Here is a 25,110-nt window from a genome sequence, read left to right as displayed (position 1 = left end):
GGGTCGGGGGCCGGGGGTGTCAGGCACGGCCGGGGCCGAACCAGCGCTCCAGGGCCGTCGGAAGGTCGTCGTTGCTGCCGGGTGCCGCCCAGGCGATGTAGCCGTCGGGGCGCACCAGTACCGCCGCGGTGTCCGCGAGGTCGGCGGGCAGCGCGGCGGCGGGGTCGGGTGCCGCCGTGACGACGTCGATCCGATCCGTCCAGGGCATCGCCCGTCCGCGGAGGCGGTGGTTGTCCGCCAGGTCGAACAGGACGCCGCGCCCGCTGTGCAGCGCCGTGCTGCTGGTGGTGACCCGGCCGTCGGCCCTGCGCAGGCGCAGGGCGGGCATCCGCTTGCCGAGCAGGGGGTGGCGGCCCCCGCCGATGTCGTAGGTGATCTCCAGACCGCTGACCATCGCGGCCAGGTGGCGGCTGACCTCCCGGTACTGCACCAGCTCGCCCAGTACGTCGCGCAGCGGCTGCATCTCGTCGCCGCTGAGGAAGAGCAGCCCCTGCGCCTGCGTGTTCATCAGCAGCCGGCGCCCCACCGCGTGACGCTCCGTGTGGTACGTGTCGAGCAGCCCCGCCGGGGCCGTGCCCCGCACGGTGGCGCCCAGCTTCCAGCCGAGGTTGACCGCGTCCTGGATGCTGACGTTCATCCCCTGGCCGCCCGCGGGCAGGTGGATGTGGGCGGCGTCGCCGGCCAGCAGTACGCGTCCGCGCCGGTACTCGGTCACCTGCCGGGTGGCGTCTCCGAAGGCGCTGACCCACACAGGCTCGGCGTGCGAGATGTCGATGCCGGTCAGCCGCTTCCAGGCGTCGGCGACCTCCTGGAAGGGCGGTGCCTGGGTGCGGCGCTGCGGCGGGGTGCCGCGCTCGCAGACGATGATGCGGGTGATGCCTCCCGGCAGGTGGCCCACCATGACCATGCCGCCCGGCAGGTGCTGCCCGATCATGCGCGGTTCGAGATCGACGCCGCGCAGGTCGGCCAGGTACATCTCCATCGTCGCCGCGGTGCCCGGGAAGTCGAAGCCGGCGATCTTGCGGACGGTGCTGCGGCCGCCGTCGCAGCCCACGAGCCACTGGCCGTGCAGCACCTGCTCGCCGTCCGGACCGCGGACGGTCACGGAGACGCCGTCGCCGTCGTCCCGGACGGAGAGCAGCTCATGTCCGCGGCGGATGTCGGCGCCCAGCTCCCGGGCCCATTCCTCCAGAATCGCCTCGGTCACGGACTGCGGCACCGTCTTGGCCGCCTGATGCGCACCCTCAAGTACTCCGAAATTTACCGGAATTCCACCGAAGTGACCCAGGTCACTGGTCTCCACCTCGCCGAACCGGGGCAGGATTCCCCGCTGGTCGAACACTTCCATGGTGCGCGCGGTGAATCCAAGACCGCGGGATTCCCCGGTGCGCCGCGGAAGCTTTTCCACAACAGTGACACCTACGCCGGCAACCCGGAGTTCGGCAGCGAGCATAAGGCCGGCAGGTCCAGCACCTGCCACAATAACTGGAGCATCCATATACCTCTCCTTCAAGGAGTGGAATGAAGAGACACCGGGACAACAGGCGAAAGGCGGGCCTGCACGAGCGGTGGATGACTCAGGGCCGTCAGATGCCGCATGGCCTGCGACGTTGCGCCGCACCGACGGGCCGGTCGAGGAGATATCGCCTCTCGGGCACACTCCTGCGGAAGCTAGCCAACAGCTTCTTCGGTGGCGCGCGGAACGTCAAGCTCCCTCTTCAAACTGAACGACAAATCTAGGTCAACGGAATGAAAAGTGGGAGGTCAGGCTAAACTCCTCCGGAAAATACAGGAAATTGTTAAGTCTTCGGCGCTGTTCCACGACCCGGCCGATGAGCGGGATAGCTTCTGACGGGTAGCGAGCAGGAAATACCCGCGAAGGGAGAAAAGCGTTGGAACGGGTGGAGTTGTGCTCGGGGGCCGGGTGCGCGCGCAGACAGACCGAAGGGCTGGGCAGGCGGGTCACCTCGGGCGGCGACAAGCTCTGTCCGACCTGTCGACGAAGGCTCCTCGCGGAACTGCGCCGGTTATCCGCTCTGTACGACACCTGCGAGCAGATCCTGGGGGGCGGCCGGTCCCAGGAGGGCACCGTCCGGGCCGGGCGCGGGAACGCGACCGGGATCCCTTTCAACAGCGCCGCCGCCGACGTGCGTTCGGCCATCATCGGCACGCTCGGCTCCTGGTCCGCGCTGGTCGCCGACGAGCGGGGCCTGCCCCGTCCGCGGCGGACCGTACGGGACATGACGGCATGTCTGGAGCGGCATCAGGACTGGCTGTGCCGGCACTCGGCGGCCGGCGAGCTGAGCGAGGAAGTGGCCCGGCTGGTCCGCTGGGCCGCCCGGGTGACCGACCCCGATCCGCGACGCCGGCTGAGCATCGGCACCTGCATCGAACCGGGCTGTGCCGGCTCGATGTGGGCCCACGTCCGCCCCGGTACGCCGGACGCCACGGACATCCGGTGCGATGCCGACCCGGAGCACCGGTGGGCGGAAGCGGACTGGCTGCGACTCAGCCGGCAGGTGCTGGAGCGGAGAACCGACTCAACGGCGGCCGGGCGGGACAAGGTGGCGTGGCTGACGGCCTCGGACATCTCCCGGCTGTGGCAGCTGGCGCAGGGCAGTGTCTACCGGCTGGCCAGCGAGGGCGGCTGGCGCCGCCGCAGCGACGGAGGGCGGATGTACTACCACGGAAACGACGTGTACGAGAGCTTGAAGGGAAGGGAGCCACGACCCATGTGACGCGCGGAGGGTACGGCCCGCTGGACGCCGTCGGTCTTCACCACCCGCGACCGGGTGGTGAAGACCCGTTCCGGCGGCCTACGACTGCCCGAAGGTGAACCCGACGCCGCGCACGGTGCGGATCCACTTACGGGATCCCAGCTTGCGCCGCAAGGTGTTCACATGGGTGTCGATCGTCCGGCTGACCTGCGCCTCGTCGGGGTGATGGTGCAACGGGTCGCCCCAGATCTCGGCCATCAGCCGCCTGCGGGAGACGACGACACCGGAATGGCTGGCCAGATAGTGCAGCAGATCGAACTCCTTGCGGCTGGTCTCCACCTGCCGGCCCTCCAGCCACACCTCGCGCTTGGCGGTGTCGATCCGCAGCGGTCCCCGTTCGACGATCTGTCCGCAGAGCCTGCCGGAGGCGCGCACGCGCCGCATCACGGCGTCGATCCGGGCGATCAGTTCCTGAAATCCGTATGGCTTGTCCAGGCAGTCGTCCGATCCCGCCTGAAGGCAGAGCACTCTGGCCAGTTCGGTCCGCTGCGGGGAGAAGGCGATGATCGGCGTGTCACAGGTGGAGCGGATCCTGCGGCAGACCTCCAGGCCGTCGATGTCCGGCAGCCGGAGATCGAGCAGTATCAGGTCCGAGCCGCTGTACGCCCTCAGCGCCTGAGTACCCGTCGTCGTGACCGTCACATGGTGGCCGTGCCTTCGTAACTCTCTCGCAAGCGCGTCCCCATCCGTGGCGTTGCCCTCCACGACGAGCGTCCGCCAGCCCGCGGACCGGCCAGGCATCTCGTCGGCCCGTTGCTCGTGGATCGGCTTCGCCAGCCGTGGTCTCACCGGATTGAGGGGAGCGGACGTGCGGGGCTCCGCCAACTCCGTCGATGGACTCATTGTTCCCCCTGAACAGTTCGGCGTGGCTCTCTATCACGATGGCGGTGACAAACCAGGTAGTCGAAGCGTCAAGCAACTCCCGTTTATGTTCTGTTGGAAGGGGGAAGTGGCTCGGACCAAGGCGCGCCAGGTCCCTGGCCGGCTGCCCGGAGCGGGCGCATGGGCAGCGGCCGGTGGTCGTGGATCAGGACGGCAGGGGCAGGGGTTATGGGCTCTGCGCGGACTTCAGCCACCCACCCGGAGCGGTCGCGCCGGCAGTGGCCCCATCGAGAACGGACACGTCGCGCCGGAGGTCGGCGCCGCTGAGCAGTACCGGTGAGAGCTGATTCACCTGCGACGGAGGTAGATCACTTCGCGGACCGGCCTCCTTGCCGACGAAGGGGCCGACACGGCCCCTTCACGTACCGCGAGCCTCCATGCACCCTCAGGCCCATATCGCTCCCCCATTCGAGCCCCACCGCGCCGTTCACACGTCGCGGCACGAGACTCGCATGCCAACTCTGGCTCGACTGTTGCCTACTTAACAGAGAATAACATAGTCACTTTTTTTCTTGACTGCTAGTTGACTACGGTCGACAAGGGGGAGGCCCCCCGGGAGGCACCCCTCCGGGAGGCCTCTTCCGGGAGACGCCCCTCCCCCACCACGGCCGGCTCGGCCCCGGACCCCTCACACGGCGCTGCATCCTCCGTCCACGGGCACTCCGGCTCCTGTGACGAACGAAGCGTGGTCGCTGCAGAGCCAGAGCGCGGCGTGAGCCACTTCCTTCGGATCCGCGAGCCGGTGCTGGATGGCCCGGGCGACCGCGAACTGCTCCAGCTGGGGAATCCGTTCCATCGCCGATTCCATCAGCTCCGTGCGGGTGCTGCCCACCATCAGCGCGTTGACCCGGATGCCGTGCTCGCCGTACTCGGCGGCCGCGGCCCTGGTGAGGCCGAGCACCGCGTGCTTGGCCGCAACGTAGGGGGCGATCGCGCCGGTCGCGAACGACCCCGCCGTACTGCACGTGTTGACGATCGTCCCGGCCTTTTGCCGCATCATGACCGGGACTTGGTGTTTGAGGCAGTTCCACACGCCGCGCACGTTCACGTCCATGATCTGCTCGAAGACCGCGTCGTCCGTCTCGTGCAGGGGCGTGCCGACACTCCCCCATCCCGCGTTGTTGAAGGCCGCGTCCAGTCGGCCGTACGCCGTGACCGCCGCGGTCACGGCCCGCTCCACGTCCCCTGGTGACGTCACGTCCCCCGCCGTCACCAGGGCCCTGCCGCCGGCGGCCTCGATGTCCTTCACCAGCGCGTGCAGCCTGTCCTCGCGCCGCGCCATGACCGCCACCGCCGCGCCATGGGCGGCGAACAGCCGGGCCGCCGCCTCACCTATGCCACTGGACGCTCCGGTCACCATGACGACCTTGCCCTCGAGCAGACCGTCCCCAGGCCCTACCATGCCGTTCCCCTCTCACGTCAGTGATCAGATGGTGCCAGGAGACCAGGGCGAGTCACCCTTGACGAGCAGACGCACGTGAAGCCTTCATGACGGTCTCCCCCGCTCCTCACCGAACTGCATCTTCTTCACCGCGCTGGGCACCGCGATCGCAGGCAGCAGACACCGCCAGAACTCCTCGATGCGCTTGGGCAGATCCCGGCGCGCGCTCTCCAGCTGCGTGTGCATCTGGGCACCGGTGCAGGCGCTCACGATCAGACGGGCGTAGACCTCGATGTCCACACCGGCCCGCACCTCGCGGCGGATCTGGGCGATCCGGAAGTCCTGCGCGATGATCTCCATCCACTGCTGATGCGAGTTCACACTCGACTGGATGAAGTCCTCCTGGTCCATGACGAGCCGCGCGCCGGCCTGCAGGACCGGATCATCGAGGAGCCGGTACGCCCACGTCAGCGTCACGTCGATGGCGCGCTGCAGTCCCTCCGAGGGCAGCGGCGGGACCACCATCTCCGGCTGGCTCGTGACGATCGCACGCGCCAGTTCCTCCTTGGACTTGAAGTGGAAGTACACCGCCCCCAGGGTCAGCCCGGCGCGCTCGGCGATGCGAGCGACGCTGGCTCCCGCGAAGCCCTGCTCCGCGAAGACCTCCGACGCCGCCCTGATGATGGCGGCACGCGTACGTGCGGCCCTCTCCTGCTTCAGCTCTCTTGTCGTCACGCACGCCCCTCACAGCACCCTCGACAAAAAAAATAACGTTCTTTACCTTGCTTTGAGACACTCGAGACCTGACAAGTCTCGGTCCCCATGCGCAGGTTGAGGAGAGAAAACTCGTCATGACCTCCATGAACGCCACACAGTCGGGCCCACTCGGTTCCCTCACACACAGCACGCTGGTGGGCAAGTCGGTTCCGGACGAAGCGCTGGTCACGGGCTGGCGCTCCCTCTCGGAGGACTGCCAGGTCGTCACCGTACGGTGGCCTCAGCAGCACGACTTCTACATCGAAGGTGACCGCTACAGCCCCCTTCTCGCGACGGAGAGTTTCCGCCAGGCGTTAGCCCTGCTCACGCATACCGTGCACGACATACCCCTCGCCCATCGGCTCGGCTGGGAGCATATACGCTCCACCGTCGATCCCCGGGCGCTGTCCGTGAATTCGGACCCGGTGGAGGTGGAACTCCTGATCAACCACACCGAGGTCAAGCGGCGCCGGATGGGCTCCGTGCACCTGGCCTCCCGCGTCGTGGCGACCCGGGGCGACATGCAGCTGGGCACGGCGGCGCTGCGCTACAGCGCCCACCCCTCGGTCATATACGACCGTCTGCGCGGCCGTTACGCCAACGCGAGAGAGGCTTTCGCACGGGCGATCCCCCTCACCGCCCCCGTGCCGGCGTCGCTCGTGGGCCGCACCCACGAACGCAACGTGGTGCTCTCCCCCACTCCTCAGCCGCACTGCTGGCAACTGCGCGTCGACACCTCGCATCGCGTGCTCTTCGACCACCCGCACGATCACGTGCCGGGCATGGTGCTGCTCGAGGCAGCCGGCCAGGCCGCGGTCGCCGAGGCCGGCACCCTGGCGGCGGTGCCCGTCGCCCTGGACACCACGTTCCTGCGGTACGTGGAGTTCGACCAGCCTTGCATGATCACCACGAAGCCCCTCCCGCACGACGCCCAGGGCGACGGACGGATCAAGGTCGAGGCACACCAGTCCGGCGAACTCGTCTTCTCCTGCGTCGTGACGACCCGTCTCCGGCCGTCTGGTCAGTGAGCCACTGAGGCTGTGAGCACAAGACGCGCCGCCACCGCCCGGTGTCGCCGCGAGGGCGGCACCGGGCGGTGTCACGGGCGGTGGGCGCCGCCCGGGTCGCTCGGGTGTGTCATCCGGAGCCCTCCTGCCGCTTGTTGTCGTCGTCGACGATCTCGGCGTCGACGACGTCCTCGTCCTGCCCGGCTGTACCTGCCTCGCCACCACCCGCGCCGCCGGCAGCCTGCTGGCCCTGCGCCTGCGCGTACATGGCGGTGCCCACCTTCTGGGCCGCGGCGGTGACCTTTTCGGTGGCCTGCCGCAGGGTTGCGGTGTCCGCCGGCTCCGCCTTCAGCGCCTGCTTGAGCTCTCCCAGAGCGCTGTCGACCTCGCCCCTGACGTCGGCGGGGATCTTGTCGGCGTTGTCGGTGAGCAGCCGTTCGGTCTGGTAGGCGACCTGCTCGGCCTGGTTGCGGGTCTCGGCCGCCTCACGGCGACGCCGGTCCTCCTCGGCGTGCTGCTCGGCCTCGCGCATCATGCGGTCGATGTCGTCCTTCGGAAGCGAGGAGCCGCCGGTGACGGTCATCTTCTGCTCCCGGCCGGTGCCGAGGTCCTTCGCCGTGACGTGCATGATGCCGTTGGCGTCGATGTCGAAGGAGACCTCGATCTGCGGGACACCACGCGGCGCCGGCGGCAGACCGGTCAGCTCGAACATGCCGAGCTTCTTGTTGTACGCCGCGATCTCGCGCTCGCCCTGGTAGACCTGGATCTGCACGGACGGCTGGTTGTCCTCGGCCGTCGTGAAGATCTCGGAGCGCTTCGTCGGGATCGTCGTGTTCCGCTCGATCAGCTTGGTCATGATGCCGCCCTTGGTCTCGATACCGAGGGACAGCGGAGTGACGTCCAGCAGCAGGACGTCCTTGACCTCACCCTTCAGCACACCGGCCTGCAGGGCGGCGCCCACGGCGACGACCTCGTCGGGGTTGACGCCCTTGTGCGGGTCCTTGCCCGTCAGCTCCCGCACCAGATCCGTCACCGCCGGCATCCTCGTCGAGCCACCGACCAGGATGACGTGGTCGATGTCGGACACCTTGATCCCGGCGTCCTTGATCGCGCTGTGGAACGGGCCTGTGCACCGCTCCAGCAGGTCGGCCGTCAGCTGCTGGAACTGGGCGCGCGTGAGCTTCTCGTCCAGGTGCAGCGGCCCTTCGGCGGAGGCCGTGATGTACGGCAGGTTGATCGTGGTCTCGGAGGACGACGACAGCTCGATCTTGGCCCGCTCGGCGGCCTCGCGCAGCCGCTGCACGGCCATCTTGTCCTTGCCGAGGTCGACGCCGTAGCCGTTCTTGAACTGCTTGATCAGGTGGTCGACGATCCGCTGGTCCCAGTCGTCGCCGCCCAGGTGCGTGTCGCCGTTGGTGGCCTTCACCTCGACCACGCCCTCGCCGATCTCGAGCAGCGACACGTCGAAGGTGCCGCCGCCGAGGTCGAAGACGAGCACCGTCTGGTCGCTCTCCTTGTCCAGGCCGTAGGCCAGTGCGGCGGACGTGGGCTCGTTGATGATCCGCAGGACCTTCAGCCCGGCGATCTCACCGGCTTCCTTGGTCGCCGTGCGCTGGGAGTCATTGAAGTACGCCGGGACGGTGATCACGGCGTCGGTGACGTCCTCACCGAGGTACGCCTCCGCATCCCGCTTCAGCTTCTGCAGGACGCGCGCGGAGATCTCCTGAGCCGTGTAGCGCTTGCCGTCGACGCTGCCCGTGTCCGGAAACCGCCACGTCGCGTCGCCCATGTGGCGCTTGACGGAACGCACGGTGCGCTCCACGTTGGTGACGGCCTGGCGCTTGGCCACCTCTCCGACCAGCACCTCGGCGTTCTTGGCGAAGGCGACCACCGACGGGGTGGTCCGCGCCCCTTCCGTGTTGGTGATGACCGTGGGCTCTCCGCCCTCCAGCACGCAGACCACCGAGTTCGTCGTGCCGAGATCGATTCCCACTGCGCGTGCCATGGTTGTCTCCTCCCTCTGTGTCCATCGTCTTGGGGCTGTCAGGGAATTCCGGTCTCCACCTCCTTGGGCGCCTTGGTGACGGGCGGGACGTAGTCGCCCACGTGCGTGCGCTCCCACCAGGTGCCCGTCGTGCGCAGTCGTCGCCAACTGGTGAACCGGTAGTGGTAGAGGCGGACCCGTACGTAGGTGGGCGGCGCGGCGGGGAACGGGTTGCCGCGCAGCAGTCGCAGGACGGCGCGGTTGCCGTCGAGCAGCGCGACGAGGAGGGCCGGGAGCCAGGGCCCCGCGTACGCGGGCGACAGCGCGGCGAACCACATGAGCCAGTCCAGACGCAGGTGGTACGGCGCCACCTGCGGCGGCAGGCGTCGCACGTCGCCCGGTTTGCCCTTGAAGCCGTACTCCTTCCACACCGTGGCGTCGGTGATCTCCGGCTCGTCGGTGCCCTCGATGACCAGCTCGTAGCGATGACGGCCGATGCTGCCGAAGGCGCCGTAGGTGTTGACCAGGTGCAGCGGAGTGAAGGAGGCGTTCATCAGCTGGTGCCGCGAGAGCAGATTCCGAGCCGGCCAGTAGCTGAGCACCGCCACCAGGACGGTGACCGCCAGCACCATGCCCTCGTACCACGCGGGCGCGGTCGCGAACCGAGGCGGTCCGGGCAGGCCCAGGGCATCGGTGGTGTGCGCACCGCCGACGACGGGCAGCGCCAGCACGATCGTCAGCCAGTTCAGCCAGGCGAAGTTCCCGGACGCGATGAGCCACAGCTGGGTGACGATCACGAACCCGGCGGCCGCACTGGCCACAGGCTGCGGAGCGAACAGCGCGAACGGCACCACGAGCTGGGCGAAGTGGTTGGCCGCGGCCTCCACCCGGTGCACGGGCCGGGGCAGGTGGTGGAAGAACCAGCTCAGCGGGCCCGGCAGCGGCTGGGTCTCGTGGTGGTAGTAGAGACAGGTCAGGTCGCGCCAGCACCGGTCACCGCGCAGCTTGATCAGCCCGGCCCCGAACTCCAGCCGGAACAGCAGCCAGCGCAGCAGCCACAGCACCAGCACCGGCGGAGCGGTGTCGTCGTTGCCGAGGAAGATCGCGAGGAAGCCGGCCTCCAGCAGCAGCGACTCCCACATGAACGCGAACCAGCTCTGACCGACGTTGACGACCGACAGGTACAGCGCCCACAGCACCGCCCACATCAGCATCGACGCCCAGAGCGGCACCAGGTCACCCGCTCCCGCCGCCAGGGCCGCGGCCAGGGCCGCCCCCGTCCACACCACGGCGGCGAAGAAACGGTCCGAGTAGTGGAGGTGGAAGATGCTCGGCGCCTGCCTGAAGCCGACCGCTGCCAGAAATCGCGGCGCCGGGAGCAGTCCGTGCTCGCCGATCAGCCCGCGGAACTGGGCGGCCACACTCAGGAACGCGACGAGATAGGCCACGGCCAAGCCGCGCTGGAACAGCAGCCTGCCCAGCCAGTAATCGGCATCCGTGAACCACTCCACGACGCCCTCCCCGGTCGAGGGGATCGCCACTTCTCGCGCTAAGGATAGTTGCTACCGATCGACTCAAGTTTACGCCAACGCACTCGCCAGAGCAGTGCACGAACCAGGAGGGAAGGGGAGAAAAGACGGAGGGAGGCATGCGCCCGTTGTCCGGCGTTGCGGCACCGCCGCCTATCGCGGCCAGATATCCGTCCGCCGCAGCCAATGCCGCAGCACCCACATGATGAGCCCGCGGTCGTCCCACACCAGGGGAGGGATCGTGAACAGGTCGTACGTCTCGTGCCGCGCCCGACTCGAGGACGCCGGCCGTGCCGCGGAGGTCCGCGTGACGCGGACGTGGACGCGCACCGGCCGGCCGACGGGCGCACTCGGCACCGGAGCGCTCCGCGCGGCGTCGTATGCCGCGCGTCGCCGCGGATCCCGCAGCGTGGCGTAGGCGGCGAGGACGTCGGCGAGGCCCTGCGCCGCCGCCGGATCCTCCGGCCGGGTGTCGGGGTGCAGCGACCGCACGAGCCTGCGATAGGCGGAGGTGATCTGCTGCGCCGAGGCCGAACGCGGGACGCCGAGGACCGCGTAGTGATCGCGCCGAGGTTGCTGCCCGGGCATCACCCTCACCTCCCGCGGCGGCTCCGCCCGCCCACATCGCACGAGTCCCCCACGAGGACCGCTTACAACTTCGCTCACTCGTTGTCAATATGCCGGGTTTGAGGTATATGGGCGATGAGAGCGATGAAACGGAAGAGCGAGATCGAGATCAGTCGCACCGAGGAGCCGACGGCCACCCGAAGGGAGGCAAGCCGATGATCACCGAGCTGGCTGTCGAGCGCGTGGAGTTCGCCTGCGGCCACTGCTGGCACAAGTGGAGCGTCGATTACGACGTGCAGCACTACCGCGACGAGAAGGGGGACGAGTGGGAGTACTTCATCCGCGACGGCCACGGCGCGCCGTCTCCCTACGCCCCGGAAGGCGCTCCGCCCTGCCCCATCTGCGGCCGCCGCTGGGTGGGCCGTCTCACCGCCCGCCGCCCCATCCCCGTCCCGCCCGGTCCCGTCGACACCCCCCGGCAGAGGATCACCACGCCCCGGGAGCAGTACCGCACCGACCGGCATGACGCGCCACCGCTGGAAGCGAACGCCCATGAGCAGCCCCGGCAGGAAAGGCCGGCCACCTCACCCGCCGACCACTGAGGGCTGATGTGACACAGCTCATACGCGTGCTTTGTCCCGTCTGCGGAGAATGGGGGCTTCAGCTGTCATCAAGTCGCCAGGCTTGTGAAGAGGGAGTCCGCCCATGTCCGAGCACGTGCACGTCCGCGTCAGCCAAGGGTTGGGGGTCACCGAGCACGGTGAGCTCGTGGAGCACTCCTCCTGCCGCTGCGGGGCCACCTGGACCAAGACGTACGAGGTCCCGACAGAAGGGCCCGAGTAGCCCAAGCCCTCCAGAGGGAGATGATCGGACATGACGCTTCCTGTACGACGTGAGCAGAGCCGTCCGGCCTGGGATCCGTTCAGGGAGTTCCAGGATCTGTACGAACGGATGGGGCAGCTGTGGCAGTCCGCCGTTCCTGGTGGCGGTGGGCTGTTCGGTGAGTCGTGGGCGCCGCTGGCCGATGTCGAGGAGACCGATGACGCCTACGTCGTCGAGGTCGACCTGCCCGGTGTGAAGAGGGACGGCCTCACCGTCGAGCTGGACGCCGGCGAGCTGTCCGTGCACGGCGAGATCAAGGAGAAGGAGCGCACCGGCGTGCTGCGCAGCCGCACACGGCGTACCGGCCAGTTCGACTACCGGGTGACGCTGCCCCAGGACACCGACGAAGAGCAGGTCACCGCCGAACTCGCCGACGGGGTGCTCACCGTCACGATCCCGAAGGTGACGAAGGCCAAGCCCCGGCGTATCGAGATCACCAGCTGACCTTCCCTCCTCCACGACTCCCCCGGCCACCGACGCGGTCGGGGGAGTCCGTCTGATCCGGAGTCCGTCGCCACGAACCCGGGTAGGGAGGCAACCGTCCGGCCCCCGAACGAGGAGCAGCCCTATGCCGATCACCCTGGACGACATCACGCGCACGTGGCTCACCGAGGCGAGGTTCTGGCAGATGGCGACGCTCAACCCGGACGGTTCACCACAGTTGACCCCCATGTGGGCCGACCTGGAGGACGACCTGATCGTCGTCAACACCTCGATGGGCAGGGTGAAGGAGGAGAACCTGCGACGCGACCCCCGGCTGTCCCTGTCCTGCATGGACACGGAGAACCCCTATCACCGCGTGGAGATCCGGGGCCACGCCGTCCGGTTCGTCGAGGGTCCGCCCGCCGTGCGTGTCATGGACCGCCTCGCCCGGAAGTACCTCGGCACCGAGACCTTCCCGTGGCTGGTCCCCGGCGAGACCCGCGTGGCGGTCTACATCGAGCCACACCACGTCCGCCGTGTGAACGGCGTCGACAAGTTCCGCCGGGGAGCACTACCGCCGGCATAGCGCGCCGGGTTACGCGCGTGTGCCGTGCCAGGGCGCTTGCTGTGTGGGGGTGAGACGGTCGTGCTTCCGCGCTCCCCTTGGGGACACCCATATACGGCTGGTGTGTCCGGGTAAGACGCCGTTGAGTCCGTGGCTGTCTCCGGGTGCGCTCGGGCCCGGTTCGGAGTCTGAAGGCGGGGTTCGATGCGCGCGCCCACCGGTGGCCGTGGCCATGTTCATGACGTGCCCCTTCACCGTGTGGTGGCTGGGGTGGTGCGCAGGGGGCCTTTGGGGCTGGTGGAGGGGGTCGGCCGGGAGGCCCGGGGAGCGGTGATCCGGCTGGGGTTGGGCCCTTTTCAGCCACTGTTGGTCACGCATCCCGACCATCTGCGGCATGTGCTGCGGGACGGCGCGGAGAACTACGTCCGCGGGGCGGCGATGTGGGAGGCCCTGGGACGGCTGACCGGCCAGGGCATCGCCGGTGAGGGGGCGGGCTGGCTGGCCAGCCGTGACATCCTGCGCAAGGCCATGTCGGGCTCGTATCTCCAGCAGGCGGGGGAGCAGATCGCCGCCTCGGTCGCCCAGGCGGTGGAGGAGCTGGCCGACCGGGCACGGCGCCGGCCGGTGGACGCGGTCGTGGAGATGACGCGGCTGGTGCACCGGGTGATCAACCCGGTCTTCTTCGGCTCCCGTATCAGCGCGGCCCAGTGCGACCGGCTGGGCGGGGAGGTGGCCACGGCGCTGGGATCGCTGTTGTGGCGCATGGCGATGCCCTTCGTCCCGATCAGGGTGCCGATGCCCGGCGACCGGGCGTTCTTGGGGGCCACCCGCGTCATCAACCAGATGCTGCTGCCGGTGATCGACCGGGCCCGCCGGGAGGGCGATGACGGCGCGGACCTGATGAGCGCCCTGCTGCGGGGCAGGGGAGCTGACGGACAGCCCCTGAGCGACGAGCATGTCAGCCAGGACATCGTGGCCCTGTTCGTGGCCGGTTCGGAGTCCAGCGCCCTCACGCTCACCTGGGCCTGGGTCCTGCTGGCCCGGCATACGGACACCGCGGCCCGGGTGCGCCAGGAGGCCGACCAGGTACTGGCCGGGGGGCCACCACGCCCCGAGCACGTACGGAAACTCGTGTTCACCCAGCAGGTCATGGCCGAGGTCATGCGGCTCTACTCCATGGCCTGGGCAGTCCCCCGCGTCGCCAGGGAGGACGACGTGGTCGGCCGGGTGCCGGTGCCGGCCGGCAGCACGCTGGTCATCTCCCCCTATCTCACCCACCGGCTGCCCGAGTTCTGGCCCGACCCGCTGCGCTTCGATCCCGGCCGGTTCGAGAAGCAGGCCGTGCGCGAACGGCATCCGCTGGCCTACCTGCCCTTCGGGGACGGTGCCCACCAGTGCGTCGGGCAGGCGTTCTTCGCCATGGAGTCGGTGCTGGTCCTGGCCACCGTGCTGAGCCGGTACGACATCCATCTGACCGCTGACCCCCGCCCGCGTCTGGCGGTGGCCCTGCCGCCTGTCGGCCGCGTCGGGCTGGTCCTGACTCCTCGCGGCCGCTGACGCCCTGGACGACTTCCGGCCCTGCCGACACCCGTTGAGGAAGACGATGGTGACCGAACAAGCCGCCACCCCACCACGACGACTTGCCGACCTTCCCTCCGCGCCGGGACGGCTCCCCCTCCTGGGCCACGCCCTGCCGCTGCTCAACCGGCCCTTCGCCTTCCTGCGGTCCGTCCACGAGCTGGGCGATGTCGTACGGATCCACATCGGCACCACCCCGATGTACATCCTCAACAGGCCCGGGTACGTCCACGCCGTGCTCGTCACCGACGCCGACAGGATCGCCCGCGGGATCCTCTTCGAGCGTGGCCGCGAACTCGTGGGCAACGGGCCGCTGTCGTCCGAGGGAGACCTCCACCGCCGGCAACGCCGCCTGATGCAGCCGGCCCTGCGGCGCAGCGGCGTCACCGCCTACTCCGCCGTGATGCAGCGCAACACGGCCCGCCTGAGCGACTCCTGGTAGCAAGGGCAGGTGGTCGATGTGCAGCAGGCCATGACCGACCTGGTCATCCGCAACACCACCGACGCTCTGTTCGGCTACAGCACCGACGAGGCCGTCCGCCAACGGCCACCAGCCGCGCCATCCATCGGATGATCGGTGAGGTCGTCTCCCGCCGGCTCGCCGAGCCTGGAGGAGACGACTTGATCAGCCTGCTGCTGACCGCCCGCGATCCGGCGACCGGCGAGCCCATGTCGCCGAAGCAGGTGCACGATGAAGCCTTCAGCGTCTTCATCGCCGGAGCCGGCACCACCGCGGCCACCCTGGCCTGGTTCTTCCACGACCTGGCCCTCCACCCTGATGTCGAAGAAAGGGTGGTGGCCGAGACCAGCACCGCGGTGCCGGAGGACTGGAAGGGCAAGGGGCTGGACTACACCCGGGCTACAGCCCGCCCACCATTCAGCGTGACCCTGGCCTCTACCCGGACCCGCTACGACTGGAGCCGGACCGCTGGCTGCCCGAGGCGGCCAAGCCACTGCCGCCCGGCGCCCTCACCCCGTTCGGCGAGGGCCGCCACCGGTGCATCGGCGAACACTTCGCCTGGGCGCAGATGCTGACCGCCGTCGCGATGCTGCTGCCCCGCTGGCGACTGCGCCTGGCCCCCGGCGAGACCGTCCGTGAGATCAACGGCATCCATCCACGCCCCAGCAGCCTGCGCATGACGGTGACGACTCGCTGATCCCCCGGCTACAGGCGCTCCCACCACCACGACAGCGACGGAATCGCGGGCGGCCCCGCGGGCGGTGCCGCCTCGGTGAAGGAGCCGGTGGTGACCACGGCACCGGGATGACGGCCGTCGGGGTTGGTGTAGCGCCCGGCGCGCAGGCCCCACTCCAGGTTGCCCCTGATCAGGGTCGACAGGTGGTCCAGGTGAAGGCGCAGCGGACCGCTCGCCCCGGGCAGCACCTGGTCACGCAACTGCACGAACCGCGCCGTGAGACGGTTGTTCAGCGCCACCGCCTCGTCCAACGCCTCCGCGAGGGAGAGGGAGCGCTCCTCGATCAGAATGTCCACCAGATTCAGCCGGCACCCGTTGCTGTGCTCACTGCGCGCGGCGAGCCACTGCTCCTTGCCGTAGGAGAACAGATCATCGTCGAAAGCCGCCGTGGTGAACGCCAGCTCCCGCAACGCCTGCACCGCCGGTGACGCCATCTCCCGCTCCGGGATCTCCTCGCCGTCGACGATCTCCGTCCAGCTGAAGGTCGCCGGGCCGGCCGCGGTGTGCTGCCGCATGTGCGCGTAGTCGTTCAGCGCGGGCGTACGATCCCGCATCCGGCACCCGAACTCCCACAGGACGCCGTAGAACCACCCGCGGTGCCCCTCCACCACGCGCGCCAGCTGCACCGGAGTACCCCATGTACGGCCTCGCTCCGCCAGGTCACGCACCGCTGCCAGGAACGCATCCCCCGGCCGCCCCATCACCGCCTCCGGCACCTGAAGAACCCGCACGACGCGCGAGGCGACGTCGGCGAAGTCCCCCGGTCGCATGCTGGCCGCGCCCTCATCGCAGTGAACGTCGTCGAAGGCGAACATCACGGTGCACCAGTCCACCGCCAACTGCAGCCGCTCCTGCGGCGCCTGCGGCATGATCCGCCCGTAGAACTCCCCGCAGTCGTTGTTCAGCATCCGCGACCGCTCGGGCTCCTTCCGGCACAGCCCGAAGCCGTTGAGCCAGCGCCCCCCGCGCTCCGTCATGTCCGCGGCCCCGGGATGCGCCGGTGAAGGAAGCGGGCAATAGCGAGGCGGGATTGTCACTGTGACCTCCAGTGCCTCCTCTCCGCCCTGGGCCACCACCGCCATACCCCCAAGTCCCTTCGCGACACGAGCCACCGTCCGTCTCTGGGTATGCCCGGCCGACGACAGCGCTACGTGCCCGGCTCTTCGCAGGTGGGGGGCGCGGTGTGGTGCATCCGCGCACGCACGCCGCACAGCCGGGCGGTGCGGTCTTCTCCGAGACGTCCGCGAGCCCGATGTGCTCCCGCCGGTCCGGGAACGCAACCGCTGCGCCCAGCCTTGTGGCTTACCGGGTCGGCCGGTGCGGGAAATGTCAATGCCATGAGACTGAGCGCGACGACGTGTGGTCGGCTGTCGTGCCCGAGGTAACGGTTTCTCCCAGTGCCGGCGTGGATGTGCGGGACATCGCCCGCAGGGTCGACGCGGCGCTGGGCACGTTCCTGGCAGCGAAGGCACGGGGCACGGCGGAAGAGCCCGAGCTGGGAGTGTTGGCGGGCGCTGTGCAGAACCTTGTCACCTCTGGTGGCAAGCGCATCCGTCCGCTGCTGTGCGCGCTGGGCTGGTACGCGGCCGGTGGGGCCGGCAGGGCTCCGGCACCGGTGCTTCAGGTGGCCGCCTCGCTGGAGCTGTTCCACGCCTTCGCCCTGATCCATGACGACGTGATGGACGGCAGCGACCGGCGCCGTGGTCGGCCCACGGTCCACTGCGCGCTGGCGGAGCGGCACGGGCGCGGCAGGCGCGGCGGTGCCGGGCGGTTGGGGACCAGCGCGGCCATCCTCGCCGGTGATCTGGCGTGGGCCTGGTCGGACGAACTGCTGCAACACGCCGTGGCGTCCACCGAGCGGTGCGCAGCCGTCATGCCCATCGTGCACAGGATGCGCGCGGAGATCGTCTACGGGCAGTACCTGGATGTCATCACTGAGGGCCGTCCCACGGACAGCGTCACAACGGCGTTGCGAATCGCCCGGTACAAGACGGCGAAATACACCGTCGAGCGGCCGCTCCACGTCGGCGCCGCACTGGCCGGTGCCCCGCCCGAGCTGTACCGGGCGCTGAGCGCCTTCGCTCTACCGCTCGGGGAGGCGTTCCAACTGCGGGACGACTTGCTGGGCACCTTCGGCCATCCCGAGCAGACCGGCAAGTCGGTCCTGGATGACCTGCGTTCCGGCAAACACACCGCGCTCGCGGCATGCGCCCTGCGGCACTGCACACCCGCCCAGCGGAGTCTGCTGCGCCGCCGACTCGGTGATCCCGGCATGGACGAGGATCAGGCGGCGGAGATCCGCGCGGTGCTGGAGTCCTGCGGCGCCCGCGACCGGGTCGAGGAGATGATCCACGACCGTTACCGGCAGGCCCTGCGCGGCCTGGATCAGGCCCGCCTGCCGGCACCCGTCGACGCCGCACTGCGTGAGACGGCCCGGGCCGCACAGCAACGCGCCACCTGACGTCTGTCAGCCACACACTCGCGTCATCCGGTCGAGGACCTCGGAATTACTCCTCCCCGCGCTCCTCGGTTGCTGCGATCGGGCGACGCTCGGCATGTGGAGCGTCGGCTGTCAGGGTTTCGTCACCATGCTGAACGGCATGCCTCAACTGCTGGGCAGGGTCTCACCGTGCCGCCCTGGTTACCCGTTCGCGTCCATTCCGGCCCGTGGTCCGTCACACCGCCGGGCCTGGGTGCCCGGCCGGTCCGTCGTCTGCGCCCTCCTCGGCCTGCTTGTCTTCCTGGCCCCCGCCCTCAGCCCGGTCGGCTTCACCGGCCGGGCGGCGATCGGTGCGCCGGCTGCCGCCGCGGTCACCATCGGGCATGACTCCGGCATGGCTCTGTCAAGGTTCATGATCCAGTCGACGGCCGTGGTGACGGACCCGGCGGCCGAGGTGTCCAGCCCCGGCTATCCGACGAAGGGCTGGTACCAGGCCGGCCCTCGCTCCACCGTCCTCGCCGCCCTGCTGGCGGCCGGCGTCCACCCCGACCCATTCCACTCCACCAACCAGAAGCTGATCCCTGCCGCCGACTTCAAGGTCCCGTGGTGGTACCGGTCCGACTTCTCGGTCGACGACAGCCGGGCAGGTCGTACCTACCTCGACTTCAGCGGGGTGACCTCTGCCGCCGACGTCTTCGTCAACGGCCGTCAGGTCTCGACGGCGAGCACGGTCGCCGGCACCTACACCCGGCACGAGCTGGACATCACCGACCTGGTCAGGCCGGGCACCAACACGGTCGCCTTCCGGGTGCAGCCCAACGACCCGCGCAAGCATCTCACCGTGGGCTGGCTCGACTGGCTGCAGCCGCCGCCGGACGGGAACATGGGCATCGTCCGCGACGTCGTCGTCCGCCGCAGCGGCCCGGTGGTCCTCCGTGACGCCCACGTCGTGACCGACCTGGCCGTGCCGTCGCTCGCCTCCGCGGACCTGACCGTCAAGGCCCGCCTGCGCAACGACTCACCCGACACCGTCACGGCGCTCCTCTCCGGCAACGCGGGGCCCGCGGCCCTCAGCCGGCAGGTGACGCTGGAACCCGGGGAGAGCCGGACCGTGGTCTTCTCCCCGGCCGACCACCCCGGACTTCATGTGGCGTCGCCACGCGTATGGTGGCCCGCCGGGATGGGCGGGCAGCCCCTGTACGACCTCGACCTGGCCGTGAGGGTCGACGGGGTCACCTCCGACACCGCGCACTCCACCTTCGGTATCCGCGACGTTCAGGCACCGATCAATGCCGACGGCGCGCGCCAGTACCGGATCAACGGCCGCCCGCTGCTGATCAAGGGCGCGGGCTGGTCCCCCGACGAGTTCCTGCGCTGGGACCACGCCTACGCCGAGCACCGCATGCGGTACGTCCGCGACCTGGGCCTGAACACGCTGCGCCTGGAAGGCCACCTCGAGCCCGACGAGTTCTTCGACCTCGCCGACCGGTACGGCATCCTCACCATCGCCGGCTGGGAGTGCTGCAACAAGTGGGAAGGGGAGGTCAACCGCTCGGAGTCCGGGGAGAGGTGGGACGCCGCCGACCACGCGGTCGCGAAAGCGTCGATGGCCGCCGAGGCGGCCCGGCTGCGCCACCACCCCAGCGTGATCTCGTTCCTGATCGGCAGCGACGCGGCGCCCAACGCCGAGATCGAGTCGGAATACCTCCAAGCGCTGCGGGGCGCCGACTGGAACGTGCCCGTGATCCCTTCCGCCTCCGGGAAGTCGACACCCGTCACCGGCCGCTCCGGGATGCGGATGACCGGCCCCTACGACTGGGTACCGCCCGGCTACTGGTACGACAAACGCGAAGGAGGAGCCACCGGCTTCAACTCCGAGACCAGCGCCGGCCCGAGCATCCCCACCCTCGACACACTGCGGCGGATGATGACCCCGGCCGAGCTGGAGACCCTCTGGAAGCAACCCTCCGCTCCGCAGTACCACCGCTCTCCCTCATCCGCGTTCTCGACACTCAAGCTGTACAACGCCGCGCTCGCCGGCCGCTACGGACCCCCGACCGGTCTCGGCGACTACGTGCGCAAGGCGCAGCTCGCCCAGTACGAGAACGTCCGGGCGCAGTTCGAGGCGTACTCCCGCAACGCCAAGGACACCACCGCCCCCGCGACCGGCGTCATCTACTGGATGCTCAACAGCGGCTGGACCTCCCTCCACTGGCAGCTCATCGACCGCTATCTGGACCAGAACGGGGCCTACTTCGGCGCGAAGAAGGCCAACGAACCCCTCCACATCCAGTACGGCTACGACAACCGCACGGTGAGCATCGTCAACAACCGCGGCACCGCCGCCTCGGGGCTGAAGGCCCGGGTCACGCTCTTCAACACCGACGGGACCGAGAAGTACGACCGCGCGGTGACCGGTGTCGACGTCGAAGCCCGCGGTGTGACCACCACCTCGCTGACCCTCCCGGACAAGGTCCCGGGCCTGGCGACCACGTACCTGGCCCGGCTGCAGCTCACCGACACCACCGGCCGGGAACTGAGCCGCAACGTCTACTGGCTGTCCACCCGCGACGACGTCCTCGACTATGCCCGCACCGACTGGTACCACACCCCCACCACCTCCTACGCCGACCTGACCGGACTGAACTCGATGCCGCGGGTCACCTTGGACGTGACGGCCACGACGACGGCAACCAGGTCCGGCACATCGACGACGACCGTGACCCTCCGCCACCCGGGGACCACGAACGCCCCCGCTCTGCTCACCGACGTCGACCTGGTCTCCGCGGACGGGAGGACTCCCACGCTGCCCATCCACTGGAACGACAATCACATCAGCCTGTGGCCGGGCGAGTCGGTGACATTGGTGGCCTCGCATCGGACAGTCGAGGACGGCGCCCCACGCGTCCGTGTCTCCGGTTGGAACGCCCGGACCGTCACCGTCCCGTCCGGCTGACGCGACGTGGCTCACTTGAGGCCGCTGAGCATCACGCCGCGGATGTAGTACTTCTGCAGCAGCAGGAAGAGGATCAGCACCGGCAGGACGCTCAGGACGAGACCGGCCATGACGATCGGCATCGTGCGGGTCGGGTCCACGTAGTCCTGCAGGAGCTGGATGCCGACGGGCAGGGTCATCACGTCCGGGTTGGCGGTCGAGATGAGCAGCGCCCAGAGGTACTCGTTCCACGCATGGACGAAGGTCAGCAGACCGAGCGTCAGCAGCACCGGCCTGGTCTGCGGCACGACGATCCGCCACCACACGGTGAACTCGCCGGCACCGTCGATGCGCGCGGCCTCCAGGACCTCGTCCGGGATCGAGACCACGAACTGGCGCATCAGGAAGATCCCGAAGCCGTTGACGAGGAACGGCATGGCGAGCGCGGCGATGCTGACGGTCAGGCCCGCGCCCCCGCGCCCGAACAGGTCGTTGCCGCCCGCGAGTGGCCAGTGCACCACGATCAGGAAGTGCGGGATGAAGAAGAGGAACGGGGGGAACATCATCGTCGACAGCACGAGTCGGAAGATCAAGTTCCGGCCGGGGAAGCGGAGTTTGGCGAGCGCGTAGCCGGCGAGCGATGACGTGAACAGGACCGACCCGGTGATCACGGCGGTCGCGACGACGCTGTTGCGGAAGAGCACCGGCAGATCGAGCTGGTCGATCGCCGCCCGGTAGTTCGACAGCTCGAACGCCTGGGGCAGGAAGCGGTACGGCAGCGTGCCGGCCTCACCGGCCCCCTTGAACGACGTCATCACCATGTCGAGGAACGGCACCACCGTGAGCACGGCGCCGGTCACGACCACCAGAGACGAGAACCACGGAAAACGGCGGCGGATCATGCGTCCTCCCCCTTGCGCCGGTAGATCCACAACTGCACCAGGGTGACCACGAGGACCACCACGAACAGGACGAAGGCGGCGGCGCTCGCAGGGCCCCAGTGGCCGTACGAGAAGGCCTGCCGGTACATCTCCAGGCCGGCCACGTTGGTCGCGTCCCCCGGCCCGCCCTTGGTCATCACGATGATCAACGCGAACGACTGCAGGCCGCTGATGAACTGGGTGACGCACACGAGCAGCAGGGACGGCCGCAGCAGCGGCAGTGTGATCTTCCGGAAGACGGTGACCGGCCCGGCGCCGTCGAGCGCGGCGGCCTCGTAGTACGCCTCGGGAATGGACTTCAGCCCGGCGGTCAGGACGAGGATCGCCGAGCCGACCGAGGCCCAGGCGTGGACGACCACGACCGAGGGCAGCGCGGTGTCCGGGTCCTGGAGGAAGGCCACCGAGCCGAGCCCGAGGGCGTTGAGGACGCCGTTGACGAGGCCGCCCGGCTCGTACATGTACTTCCACACGTTGCCGACGGCGACGACGGTCGTCACGATCGGCAGGAAGTACAGGGTGCGCCACAGACCCTGGAACCTCAGGTTGTCGATGCAGGTGGCGACGACGACGGAGCCGGCGAGCGCGAGGACCACGGTGCCCAGGGCGAACAGCAGCGTGTTGGTGAGGATTGGCGCCAGGAACGTGGATCCGTCCGCGAAGAGGCCCGTGAAGTTGTCCGTGCCGACCGGTTGGATGCCGCCGAGGTCGAACCCGGCCCAGCGGGACATCGACAGCAGCAGCGCGAAACCGAGCGGCAGGACCAGGAAGACGGCGAAGAACAGCAACGCCGGCGCCAGGAAGAGATAGGCGACGACGGCCTGGCGGCGCCGGGACCGGGCGCGGCCGTCGACGGCGGGCCCGGCGGAGCGGGTGCCGGGCGCCGCCCGCTCGGTCGCCGTCGTCGTCAGCGTGTTCACCATGAGCGCGACACCTCTCGGTCGACCTGACGACGGGTGGTGCGCAGTGCCTGGTCGACCGACTGCTGACCGGTCCACAGCTCCTCGATGTTCTTGCGCAGCAGGGATTTGGCCTGCTGTGCGCCGGGCACGTTCGGTTCCGGCACCGAGTACGCCAGCGCGTCCAGGAAGGGGCGCAGGTTCGCGTCGCCGTGCGCGCCCAGGAGTGTGCGCATGTCGTCGGCGCGGCCGGTCAGGGAGCCGACCGACACCTGGAGGGAGCTCATCCGAGTCGCTGTGCCACCTTCCTTGGCGCCGGTGACGTTCACTTTCTCGGTGTTGAGCCAGCGCAGGAACTCCCAGGCCGCGCGCGGGTGCTTGCCGGCCGCGTTGACACCCAGCATGAAGCCGGTGGAGAGCGTGGCGCGCTTGCCGTCCGCCTCGGGGAGGGGCAGCGGCGCGACACCGACGTCGCGATAGTCCTCGCCCATCAGGGTCTTCAGGCTGCCGGTCCACCAGCCGGCGCTGACCACCATGGCGACCTGCCCGGACCGGAACGCCTTGTAGACGTTGACACCCGGTGCGCTCGCGCCTCTGGTGACGAGGCGGTGCTCCAGATCGAACACGGCCCGTCCGGCCGGCGAGTCGATGGCGGTGCTCCTGCCGTCCTCGGAGAGGAACCTGCCGCCGGCGGCGTGGAGCAGGGCGAGTGTCTGGCCGACGGTGGTGGAGTCGTCGGCGGTCGACAGCCCGAAGCCCTGGACCAGTGTGTTGCCGTACCGGTCGCGCCTGGCGGTGCGGTAGGCGGTCTCCTCCAGTTCCCGCCAGGTGCGTGGCGGGCCGTCGATGCCGGCTTCGCGCAGCAGCCGCTTGTTGTAGTAGAGGGCGTACGTCTGCACCTCGGTCGGGTAGCCGTAGACCCGGCCGCCCACCAAGGCGGCGTCGACCGCGGCTTCGCCGTAGCCGCGTGTGATCTCCTCGGCGTACTCGGGCGGAGCGGGGCTCAGGACGCCGGCCTGGACGAGCTGGCCGTTCCACAGGCAGTACGAGTGGAGGATGTCGGCGCCCAGGCCCGCGGCCTGCCGGACCATGAACGTCGTCAGCAGGTCCGTGAACTCGACGGCTTTGGTCTGCACCTTGATCCGGTCGTGGGTCGCGTTCCACTCGTCGACCGGGCCCTGCAGGGCCTCCTTGAGCACGCCGCTCGCGTAGTGGGAGAGCAGGGTGAGGACGATGGGATCCCCGGGCCGCCCGGTGCCCTGGTGCGGCGCGGCGCATCCCGAGGCGAGCAGCGCCGACGGGAGCGCAAGCGCGAAGTGACGGCGGCTCAGGCCGCTGGTGCGGCGTGCGGGCGTCATTCGGCGACCTCCCGGCGCATCACGCGGAACACCCGGGTCGTGGTGAAGCCGGTCTTGCGGTACATGTGGCCTGCCGGGGACTGCGCGCCGGTCCACAGGAACCACGCGGAGTGCGCGCGGCGCGCCCGCATCCTCTCCAGGACCAGGTGCAGGAGGACCTCGCCGAGTCCGATGCCGCGCATCTCCTCCAGCACGCCGATCGGGCCGAACCGCTCGTCCACCGCGTCGAACGCCCCGTGCATCGCCCAGCCGACCATGCGGCCCGAAGGGTCCCGGACGACGACGATCCGGTCGAGCGGCGTGCCCGCGGCCAGACAGGCCCGGATCGTGCACGCCCAGTCCGGACCGAAGTGGCTCCCGGCGAGCGCGAACAGATCCACCAGGTCGTCGTCGGACGGGGTGGCGAACCGGTAGCCCCGCGCCGTCAGTTCCGCCACGCGGCGCGCGACGTCCTCCGGGAGGCGATAGCCCACCAGGCCCCGGTCCATCGCCTCCGCCTCGTACAGCGTGCGAAAGCCCAGGGACTCCAGGAGCAGGGCCGCTTCCGGGTACGTCTCGGCGTCCAGGCCGGGCAGGACGTAGTTCGGGGTGTACGAGGAGAAGTCCACCCGGGTGCGGCCGTGGCCGTGCAGCCAGTCGAGGGCGTCGGCCAGCAGCCGGCGGCCGAGGCCGCGCCCGCGGGCGGCCGGGTCGACGAAGAAGAACGGGATCCAGCCCTGCTCCGGCTCCAGGTCGGTGCCGGTCATCGGCGTCAGACGGCGCACCGCGTAGGCCGCACCGACGACACGGTTCCCCTCGACGGCGACCCGCAGACCCTCCGGATCGAAGTTGGCGTCGAGCAGCACCAGGGAGCGGAAGCGGTCCGCGGTGACGGGGTCGGCCGGCGCGCTGCGCCGCCACACCTCCACCACCCGCGGTCCGTCGCCCGCGCGAAAGCCACGGATGTCGGCCCGGGATGTCGTTGTGCGATCGGTCATCGGCGGGATTGCCCTTCCATACACCGGTCAGGGACG

Annotated in this window: 24 protein-coding genes and 1 pseudogene; 13 read left to right on the top strand and 12 right to left on the bottom strand. The window is 69.5% G+C overall.

What is annotated here, in order from left to right:
• Positions 1-19: 19 nt before the first annotated feature.
• The gene (locus ACZ42A_RS18370; RefSeq protein ID WP_468528233.1) at positions 20-1,498 is read right to left on the bottom strand and encodes an FAD-dependent monooxygenase; all 1,479 of its coding nucleotides are present in this window, start codon (positions 1,496-1,498) and stop codon (positions 20-22) included.
• A gap of 649 nt (positions 1,499-2,147) precedes the next feature.
• Here ACZ42A_RS18370 and ACZ42A_RS18365 point away from each other — a divergent pair.
• Positions 2,148-2,738, top strand: a complete 591-nt coding sequence (locus tag ACZ42A_RS18365; RefSeq protein WP_468528232.1) for a hypothetical protein — start codon at positions 2,148-2,150, stop codon at positions 2,736-2,738.
• Between the two features lie 78 nt (positions 2,739-2,816).
• Here the strand turns inward: ACZ42A_RS18365 and ACZ42A_RS18360 are convergent, their stop codons facing one another.
• The 3 genes from ACZ42A_RS18360 to ACZ42A_RS18350 all read right to left on the bottom strand — a co-directional run bounded on the left by ACZ42A_RS18360 (position 2,817) and on the right by ACZ42A_RS18350 (position 5,775).
• Positions 2,817-3,518, bottom strand: a complete 702-nt coding sequence (locus tag ACZ42A_RS18360; protein WP_468528454.1) for a response regulator transcription factor — start codon at positions 3,516-3,518, stop codon at positions 2,817-2,819.
• 769 nt (positions 3,519-4,287) lie between these two features.
• Positions 4,288-5,061, bottom strand: coding sequence for an SDR family NAD(P)-dependent oxidoreductase (locus ACZ42A_RS18355; RefSeq protein WP_468528231.1), 774 nt, complete (start codon positions 5,059-5,061; stop codon positions 4,288-4,290).
• A gap of 84 nt (positions 5,062-5,145) precedes the next feature.
• A complete protein-coding gene (locus ACZ42A_RS18350; RefSeq protein ID WP_468528230.1) occupies positions 5,146-5,775 on the bottom strand; it encodes a ScbR family autoregulator-binding transcription factor in 630 nt (209 codons plus the stop codon).
• Between the two features lie 116 nt (positions 5,776-5,891).
• On the opposite strand from ACZ42A_RS18350, the gene ACZ42A_RS18345 reads away from it, so the two are divergent.
• Positions 5,892-6,824 (top strand): ScbA/BarX family gamma-butyrolactone biosynthesis protein, encoded by a 933-nt coding sequence (locus tag ACZ42A_RS18345; protein WP_468528229.1) that lies wholly within the window; start codon positions 5,892-5,894, stop codon positions 6,822-6,824.
• Positions 6,825-6,933: 109 nt separating this feature from the next.
• Here ACZ42A_RS18345 and dnaK read toward each other — a convergent pair whose 3' ends face one another.
• The 3 genes from dnaK to ACZ42A_RS18330 all read right to left on the bottom strand — a co-directional run bounded on the left by dnaK (position 6,934) and on the right by ACZ42A_RS18330 (position 10,904).
• Positions 6,934-8,808, bottom strand: coding sequence for a molecular chaperone DnaK (dnaK, locus tag ACZ42A_RS18340; protein WP_468528228.1), 1,875 nt, complete (start codon positions 8,806-8,808; stop codon positions 6,934-6,936).
• Between the two features lie 38 nt (positions 8,809-8,846).
• The gene (locus tag ACZ42A_RS18335) at positions 8,847-10,298 is read right to left on the bottom strand and encodes a lipase maturation factor family protein (RefSeq protein WP_468528453.1); all 1,452 of its coding nucleotides are present in this window, start codon (positions 10,296-10,298) and stop codon (positions 8,847-8,849) included.
• Between the two features lie 171 nt (positions 10,299-10,469).
• Positions 10,470-10,904 (bottom strand): J domain-containing protein, encoded by a 435-nt coding sequence (locus tag ACZ42A_RS18330; RefSeq protein ID WP_468528227.1) that lies wholly within the window; start codon positions 10,902-10,904, stop codon positions 10,470-10,472.
• 194 nt (positions 10,905-11,098) lie between these two features.
• Between ACZ42A_RS18330 and ACZ42A_RS18325 the strand changes: the two genes are divergently transcribed.
• The 9 genes and pseudogenes from ACZ42A_RS18325 (at position 11,099) to ACZ42A_RS18285 (ending at position 15,488) form a co-directional block, all read left to right on the top strand.
• Positions 11,099-11,485 (top strand): hypothetical protein, encoded by a 387-nt coding sequence (locus ACZ42A_RS18325; protein WP_468528226.1) that lies wholly within the window; start codon positions 11,099-11,101, stop codon positions 11,483-11,485.
• A 103-nt stretch (positions 11,486-11,588) separates the two neighbouring features.
• Positions 11,589-11,726, top strand: a complete 138-nt coding sequence (locus ACZ42A_RS18320; protein WP_468528225.1) for a hypothetical protein — start codon at positions 11,589-11,591, stop codon at positions 11,724-11,726.
• Positions 11,727-11,756: 30 nt separating this feature from the next.
• Positions 11,757-12,209 carry an Hsp20/alpha crystallin family protein gene (locus ACZ42A_RS18315; protein ID WP_468528224.1) on the top strand — a complete coding sequence of 151 codons (453 nt, stop codon included), beginning with the start codon at positions 11,757-11,759 and terminating at the stop codon, positions 12,207-12,209.
• Positions 12,210-12,333: 124 nt separating this feature from the next.
• Positions 12,334-12,774, top strand: coding sequence for a PPOX class F420-dependent oxidoreductase (locus ACZ42A_RS18310; protein WP_468528223.1), 441 nt, complete (start codon positions 12,334-12,336; stop codon positions 12,772-12,774).
• Positions 12,775-12,957: 183 nt separating this feature from the next.
• Positions 12,958-14,310 carry a cytochrome P450 gene (locus ACZ42A_RS18305; RefSeq protein ID WP_468528222.1) on the top strand — a complete coding sequence of 451 codons (1,353 nt, stop codon included), beginning with the start codon at positions 12,958-12,960 and terminating at the stop codon, positions 14,308-14,310.
• A 46-nt stretch (positions 14,311-14,356) separates the two neighbouring features.
• Entirely contained in the window at positions 14,357-14,773 is a 417-nt protein-coding gene (locus tag ACZ42A_RS18300; RefSeq protein WP_468528221.1) for a cytochrome P450, read from the top strand.
• Between the two features lie 9 nt (positions 14,774-14,782).
• The gene (locus ACZ42A_RS18295; protein WP_468528220.1) at positions 14,783-14,905 is read left to right on the top strand and encodes a hypothetical protein; all 123 of its coding nucleotides are present in this window, start codon (positions 14,783-14,785) and stop codon (positions 14,903-14,905) included.
• A pseudogene (locus tag ACZ42A_RS18290) lies at positions 14,902-15,144 on the top strand (cytochrome P450); the annotation flags it as partial. The gene ACZ42A_RS18295 and the pseudogene ACZ42A_RS18290, both read left to right, overlap by 4 nt.
• 14 nt (positions 15,145-15,158) lie before the next feature.
• Entirely contained in the window at positions 15,159-15,488 is a 330-nt protein-coding gene (locus tag ACZ42A_RS18285) for a cytochrome P450 (protein ID WP_468528452.1), read from the top strand.
• An 8-nt stretch (positions 15,489-15,496) separates the two neighbouring features.
• Here ACZ42A_RS18285 and ACZ42A_RS18280 read toward each other — a convergent pair whose 3' ends face one another.
• Entirely contained in the window at positions 15,497-16,504 is a 1,008-nt protein-coding gene (locus ACZ42A_RS18280; protein ID WP_468528219.1) for a terpene synthase family protein, read from the bottom strand.
• A 428-nt stretch (positions 16,505-16,932) separates the two neighbouring features.
• Here ACZ42A_RS18280 and ACZ42A_RS18275 point away from each other — a divergent pair, with 428 nt between their 5' ends.
• A complete protein-coding gene (locus ACZ42A_RS18275) occupies positions 16,933-17,988 on the top strand; it encodes a polyprenyl synthetase family protein (protein WP_468528218.1) in 1,056 nt (351 codons plus the stop codon).
• 139 nt (positions 17,989-18,127) lie between these two features.
• A complete protein-coding gene (locus ACZ42A_RS18270) occupies positions 18,128-20,923 on the top strand; it encodes a glycoside hydrolase family 2 protein (RefSeq protein WP_468528217.1) in 2,796 nt (931 codons plus the stop codon).
• A gap of 11 nt (positions 20,924-20,934) precedes the next feature.
• On the opposite strand, the gene ACZ42A_RS18265 is transcribed toward ACZ42A_RS18270, so the two are convergent.
• The 4 genes from ACZ42A_RS18265 to ACZ42A_RS18250 are packed head-to-tail and all read right to left on the bottom strand — an operon-like array spanning position 20,935 to position 25,074.
• A complete protein-coding gene (locus tag ACZ42A_RS18265) occupies positions 20,935-21,804 on the bottom strand; it encodes a carbohydrate ABC transporter permease (RefSeq protein ID WP_468528216.1) in 870 nt (289 codons plus the stop codon).
• Positions 21,801-22,763 carry a carbohydrate ABC transporter permease gene (locus ACZ42A_RS18260; protein WP_468528215.1) on the bottom strand — a complete coding sequence of 321 codons (963 nt, stop codon included), beginning with the start codon at positions 22,761-22,763 and terminating at the stop codon, positions 21,801-21,803. Before ACZ42A_RS18260 ends, ACZ42A_RS18265 begins: the two co-directional genes overlap by 4 nt.
• Positions 22,757-24,097: an ABC transporter substrate-binding protein gene (locus tag ACZ42A_RS18255; protein WP_468528214.1), complete on the bottom strand. Its 1,341-nt coding sequence runs from the start codon at positions 24,095-24,097 to the stop codon at positions 22,757-22,759. Before ACZ42A_RS18255 ends, ACZ42A_RS18260 begins: the two co-directional genes overlap by 7 nt.
• Positions 24,094-25,074 (bottom strand): GNAT family N-acetyltransferase, encoded by a 981-nt coding sequence (locus ACZ42A_RS18250; RefSeq protein WP_468528213.1) that lies wholly within the window; start codon positions 25,072-25,074, stop codon positions 24,094-24,096. Before ACZ42A_RS18250 ends, ACZ42A_RS18255 begins: the two co-directional genes overlap by 4 nt.
• Positions 25,075-25,110: the final 36 nt, after the last annotated feature.

This window comes from Streptomyces sp. NPDC030838 (assembly GCF_055572035.1).
The sequence above is the reverse complement of the archived record's forward strand: the minus strand, read 5'-3'. Positions and strand labels throughout refer to the sequence as shown.